This is a genomic window from Trichocoleus sp. FACHB-591, from assembly GCF_014695845.1.
Taxonomy (GTDB): Bacteria; Cyanobacteriota; Cyanobacteriia; order FACHB-46; family FACHB-46; genus Trichocoleus.
In genome coordinates, this window is sequence record NZ_JACJPA010000005.1 from 1 (window position 1) to 4,271 (window position 4,271).

7 protein-coding genes and 3 tRNA genes are annotated in these 4,271 nt (G+C 48.0%); 2 read left to right on the forward strand and 8 right to left on the reverse strand.

Going from position 1 to position 4,271, the window contains the following annotated elements; all coding sequences use genetic code 11:
- Positions 1-4: 4 nt before the first annotated feature.
- The 6 genes from H6F90_RS00075 to H6F90_RS00100 all read right to left on the reverse strand — a co-directional run bounded on the left by H6F90_RS00075 (position 5) and on the right by H6F90_RS00100 (position 1,675).
- A tRNA-Arg gene (locus H6F90_RS00075) sits at positions 5-78 on the reverse strand.
- Positions 79-80: 2 nt separating this feature from the next.
- Positions 81-157: transfer RNA gene (locus H6F90_RS00080), tRNA-Glu, on the reverse strand.
- Between the two features lie 6 nt (positions 158-163).
- Positions 164-239 (reverse strand) — tRNA-Asp (locus H6F90_RS00085).
- A gap of 193 nt (positions 240-432) precedes the next feature.
- Positions 433-819, reverse strand: a complete 387-nt coding sequence (locus tag H6F90_RS00090) for an alr0857 family protein (protein ID WP_190549103.1) — start codon at positions 817-819, stop codon at positions 433-435.
- A gap of 27 nt (positions 820-846) precedes the next feature.
- On the reverse strand, positions 847-1,377 hold the full coding sequence (locus H6F90_RS00095; RefSeq protein ID WP_190549105.1) for an HNH endonuclease: 531 nt from the start codon (positions 1,375-1,377) through the stop codon (positions 847-849).
- Positions 1,378-1,459: 82 nt separating this feature from the next.
- The gene (locus H6F90_RS00100) at positions 1,460-1,675 is read right to left on the reverse strand and encodes a hypothetical protein (RefSeq protein WP_190549107.1); all 216 of its coding nucleotides are present in this window, start codon (positions 1,673-1,675) and stop codon (positions 1,460-1,462) included.
- 93 nt (positions 1,676-1,768) lie between these two features.
- Here H6F90_RS00100 and H6F90_RS00105 point away from each other — a divergent pair, with 93 nt between their 5' ends.
- Positions 1,769-2,122 carry a hypothetical protein gene (locus H6F90_RS00105; RefSeq protein ID WP_190549109.1) on the forward strand — a complete coding sequence of 118 codons (354 nt, stop codon included), beginning with the start codon at positions 1,769-1,771 and terminating at the stop codon, positions 2,120-2,122.
- 282 nt (positions 2,123-2,404) lie between these two features.
- Positions 2,405-3,265 (forward strand): hypothetical protein, encoded by an 861-nt coding sequence (locus tag H6F90_RS00110; RefSeq protein ID WP_190549111.1) that lies wholly within the window; start codon positions 2,405-2,407, stop codon positions 3,263-3,265.
- Here H6F90_RS00110 and H6F90_RS00115 read toward each other — a convergent pair.
- Together H6F90_RS00115 and H6F90_RS00120 are read right to left on the reverse strand one after the other, a co-directional pair.
- Positions 3,256-3,819: a site-specific integrase gene (locus H6F90_RS00115; RefSeq protein WP_190549113.1), complete on the reverse strand. Its 564-nt coding sequence runs from the start codon at positions 3,817-3,819 to the stop codon at positions 3,256-3,258. The two genes, H6F90_RS00110 and H6F90_RS00115, sit on opposite strands and share 10 nt — an antisense overlap.
- A gap of 2 nt (positions 3,820-3,821) precedes the next feature.
- Positions 3,822-4,010: a hypothetical protein gene (locus H6F90_RS00120; protein WP_190549115.1), complete on the reverse strand. Its 189-nt coding sequence runs from the start codon at positions 4,008-4,010 to the stop codon at positions 3,822-3,824.
- Between the last annotated feature and the right edge of the window lie 261 nt (positions 4,011-4,271).

Sequence of the window (4,271 nt, forward strand, 5' to 3'; positions counted from 1 at the left end):
AGAGCGAGGATGACAGGAATTGAACCTGTGGCTTCCTGTTTCGAAGACAGGCGCTCTATCCGGCTGAGTTACATCCTCATTGGAAGCATCGACGGGAGTTGCACCCGCTTCTCCGTGCTTGAGAGGCACAGCGACTTATCTATTCGCCCACGATGCTACAAGGCGGGAATGGACGGATTTGAACCGACGATCTTTCGCTGGACAGGCGACTGCTTTAAGCCGGACTAAGCTACTTTCCCAAAGGTGGCGATTCAGTTTTCAAGGTTCAGGGGGTTGACTACGGAGCCTTTGTGAGGGGCTGTAGTGTTGATACTACAGTTGTAATACAACGTACTACAGAGTGTCAAGGGGATACTACAACTTTTTTTGAGAAGTGAGAGGGCAATCATGAAAAAGATGGCTAGACTGCGCTCTCTGATTTGGTTGTAGTTGCTAGGCCAGGGAAGAGATGTGTGCTTCACTCATCTGCCACAGCTTGTAGAGGAAGAACTCGGCCCGATCGCTGAGCACCGTGAGGAACATCCCTTCGTGAGCTTCCTTACTCTCAGCAATCCAGCTTCCGCTCAGACTGACTTCTACAAACTCGTCATCGACTGAAATGACAGTCACTCTTCCTCTGCATTCCTGCCCCAACGTCGTCTCTAGATGTTTTAGGTCAGGGACATCAGCAGGCAATAGAAAGGAGGCATGACCAGGCTCGACTTGGAGGGATTGCTCTAAGCGCATAGCGAGAACAACCCGCTGGGCGATCGCCACTTCTAGAGAGGTCATTACCCGCTCCATGTACAGTCCGCCTTCGGTGTAGTTCAGCTTCAACATTGGCCTTACCTCCTTCTTCTATTCAGCTCAGTCGTTGGTGGGCTGCTCTTTCCAGAACTGTTCTGCAAATGCAATGGCAGGGTGGATGGGTGCTTTAGGTTTGCTTCTGAGCACCATTCCGGTCTCGTGTAAGAGGCGATCGCCCTTAGCTGAATTGCACTTCTCGCACGCAGCCACTACGTTCTCCCAGGTATGGGTGCCACCCTTGGAACGAGGAATGACGTGATCCAAGGTGAGACGCTTGGTACTGCCGCAGTACTGACAGGCATGGTGATCGCGGCGGAAGACTTCGCGACGATTGACAGGTGGTAGCTTCCACTGCCGCTCTGGATTGCCACTCGTCAAGTGGATGTGCTCAGGTACTTGTAGTACAACGCTAGGAGAGCGCACTTCCCAGGTCTGGAGGCTGCTGAACTCTAGTGATTCTGCCTGCCCCGTCACTAGAAGCACGATGGCCCGTTTGATGTTGATACGTGTCAGGGGAAGGTAGTTCTTGGAGAAGACTACGACCTGGTTGTGTAGTATTGGAATCTTCTGACTCTGCTCTGTTGCTTGCATAAAACTCACTCCTCAAAAAACAACCCCCACTTCTGTTGACCAGGAGCGGGGGTAAGTACAAGGAAGCTGATGCGCTGTTTCCCTATGTGGGTGTCAGGCTAGACCTGCACCTCCCGCTGCTAGTCAGTTGCTCCGGATTGAGTTGTCCGGCGGCTATCCCATCAATGCCTTTGTTGGCGGATTGACCACCACTAAATCGATACGCTCCCTCACACGCGAACAGCACCAATGCGCTGCCCCAACCTCGATGGGGAAGAACAAAGGCACTGGATAAGGTGGCGAGAAGGATGTAACTCATGGAAGGCTGTATTACTTGTATTACAAATCTGGATAGCTACATACTACACTTGTAGTATTATCTTGTCCACTTTTTGAAATTAGGCAGTTCGGTATGGATACACGCAAACAAAGTTCCACTTCGGAAATGCAAGTAACGAGTATCCGGCTGGAAGCTGAACTTAAAGAGCGATTACGAGAGCTTTCTGGGGAGCAAGGGTATCAAGCCCTGATTCGAGAGGTGCTTTGGCAATTCGTGGAGCAACGGTTAATGCCTTTGGAGAAACGATCGCCTTCCCAAACTCCGCTTTTGTCTGGGTCAGAGATTCGAGTTACGTTTGAGGCGATCGCTCAACGAGAGGAGCAATGCGCCATCACAGGGGAACTAATTCATCCACAGCAATCAATGCGGCTTGGACTAACAATTACTGGCAATCTTGTCCCTTTGAGAGTTACGGCTCTTGCCTAGAGCAATCGTAACAACTGAGTTCTCAGCGCATTAGAACTAGAGAGATGTTTGTGCGAGCATAACGACTGTTACTAGTTGCAATCTACGTTTCTTTGCCCTCGCTTTTCTTCCTATGCTGGAGTACTAAAAAATGTTGATTTTGGCAGTAAATCTACTGACTTTGGGTGAAACTCTAAAAACTCTGCGGAAGCTAAGGTGAGTGAACCTAAGGATTCGTCGAAATGATTTGCCAAAAATTGACGACCTAGAAACTAGCGCTATAAATTAAAAAGAGCAAGACTAATGGTTGCGAATAAAGAGTACGCAGTTGAGGCCCTAGCGAAGGAAAATGAAGAACTGCGTCAGAAACTTGAGGCTTCAGAAGAAGCAAATGAAGAACTGCGTCGCCAAGATGCAATCGATGAGATGGTTGCTAAAGCTGAGGCCCGACTGTTATCTAGAATTAAACAAGTGGGTGCCGTAGGTACAGCTATCCTTGCACTGGCTGGTTTCGCTACCTTTATTGCTTTTGTTGATAGTGTCAGCAAAACTGTCAACGAGCAGGCTAGCACAGCAATTGCTGAGAAGGTAGTAGAAAAGGCTTCAAAGGATATCAGAGAGAGTGTATCAAAAAGCCTAATCTCTGAGTTTAGAAAGGATCAAGAGTTTCGAAGTTTAGTCAACAAGGTCTTAGTTGATACTCTGGCTAAGGATCAGACTCTTAGAAATAGTGTGACAACAGATCCTACTCTTCAAGACAAAATTACTTCTGTTGTAGAAGAAACGGTTAGAAAGCAGTTTGTTACTACTAGTAAGGAAGCTAGCTCAACAGGTGATTTTGCCCAAGCCGTACAAACAGTCTATGCTCAAGAAACTTATTTTGTTGTGTCAGGCTCTGATACTGCAAGAGCCACTCTAGAGAAAGCTGTACTGGGAAAAGCTTTGAGCAATGGGTTTAACGCCAAAATTTGCTCACCAAAAGGTAATAACAAACGGTATGCCTTAGTCGTTAGCGACAGGCCAGTACTAGCACTGTCTTACGAGGATGCCTTGAAGGTTAGGGAGAAAGCCAGAAAGACTGTTCAAGGTGATGCCTACATCTTGTCTCGAAAGGGAAACTTCTTCGACTGCACTAAAGACCAAATGCTTGCAGCTCACAACTGAGCGATCGCCTGCTCTAGCTGCTCATCCGAAACCTCCAGGTACTCTTGCAGTGCAGCCAAACTTTCATGCCCGGAGATCTCCTGAATCACCCGTAAAGGTGTACCCAGATTCGACATCCTGGTTAGTGCAGTTCGTCGAAAACTATGAGTGCTGGCCCCTTCAATCCCCAGCGACTCGAATGCTCCTCTTAGAATGACCGCTGCTGAATCTGGGTGGATATGCCCTCTGCCCCAACGACCGGGGAAGACATAGATTTTTCCGGTGCTTGATTGATGAATTGCTAACAATGCTACAAGTTCTGGCCTAACTGGGATAGACCGAGTGGATCGCTTTCCCTTAGTATTGCCCTTCCTGAGTGTCAGCCGCGATCGCACACCACCAGGCCCATAGATGTCCTCAGTTCTTAGGGAGCAAGCCTCAGCAATGCGACAACCTGTATAGAAACATACGCCAAACAAAGCTCTGTCCCTGGCATTGGTCAAGCCAAGCTCAAACAGTTGGGTGACTTCATTGGAGGCGAGGAGCTTAGCCTTGCCGTGGCGATTAACTTTCATCGTTACAGTCTGGGTTCCAATACATCAGAGGTGTAGAGGTCGTCCGAATCCCCTACCTTATAAAGCCACTGCTCTTTATCCAGGTTGTAGTAGCGCTCTACCACACGAGTTTCATGTTGCTCCTTATTCCAGTAGAGAGTAACCAGCTCATACTGCTCGAACTTGGGAGCGGGGATATTGATTGCTTCCATGTCAAACCACAGCAATTCACTTCAAAGTCTATACCGGAAAATCTAAATTTTACGATGTATAAGGCTCAAAGTATTGAGATTGCGTTGTTAGTCGCTAGCTTCTAGTGCAGAGTAGTACAAATCTGGAGGTTTCGGAGCTGCAACTGGCGGGGGCGATCGCGTCTCTAAGTTTTTGAAGTATCGGCGCTTAGTGAATCAATTGATCTCTTGAACTAGATTTAAGAATTTTTGACGTTGTATAGCTCCATTACAATATCCTTA

Coding starts and splice junctions, on each gene's coding strand:
- H6F90_RS00090 (WP_190549103.1), bottom strand. CDS start 819: ATGTTGAAGCTGAACTACACCGAAGGCGGACTGTACATGGAGCGGGTA.
- H6F90_RS00095 (WP_190549105.1), bottom strand. CDS start 1,377: ATGCAAGCAACAGAGCAGAGTCAGAAGATTCCAATACTACACAACCAG.
- H6F90_RS00100 (WP_190549107.1), bottom strand. CDS start 1,675: ATGAGTTACATCCTTCTCGCCACCTTATCCAGTGCCTTTGTTCTTCCC.
- H6F90_RS00105 (WP_190549109.1), top strand. CDS start 1,769: ATGGATACACGCAAACAAAGTTCCACTTCGGAAATGCAAGTAACGAGT.
- H6F90_RS00110 (WP_190549111.1), top strand. CDS start 2,405: ATGGTTGCGAATAAAGAGTACGCAGTTGAGGCCCTAGCGAAGGAAAAT.
- H6F90_RS00115 (WP_190549113.1), bottom strand. CDS start 3,819: ATGAAAGTTAATCGCCACGGCAAGGCTAAGCTCCTCGCCTCCAATGAA.
- H6F90_RS00120 (WP_190549115.1), bottom strand. CDS start 4,010: ATGGAAGCAATCAATATCCCCGCTCCCAAGTTCGAGCAGTATGAGCTG.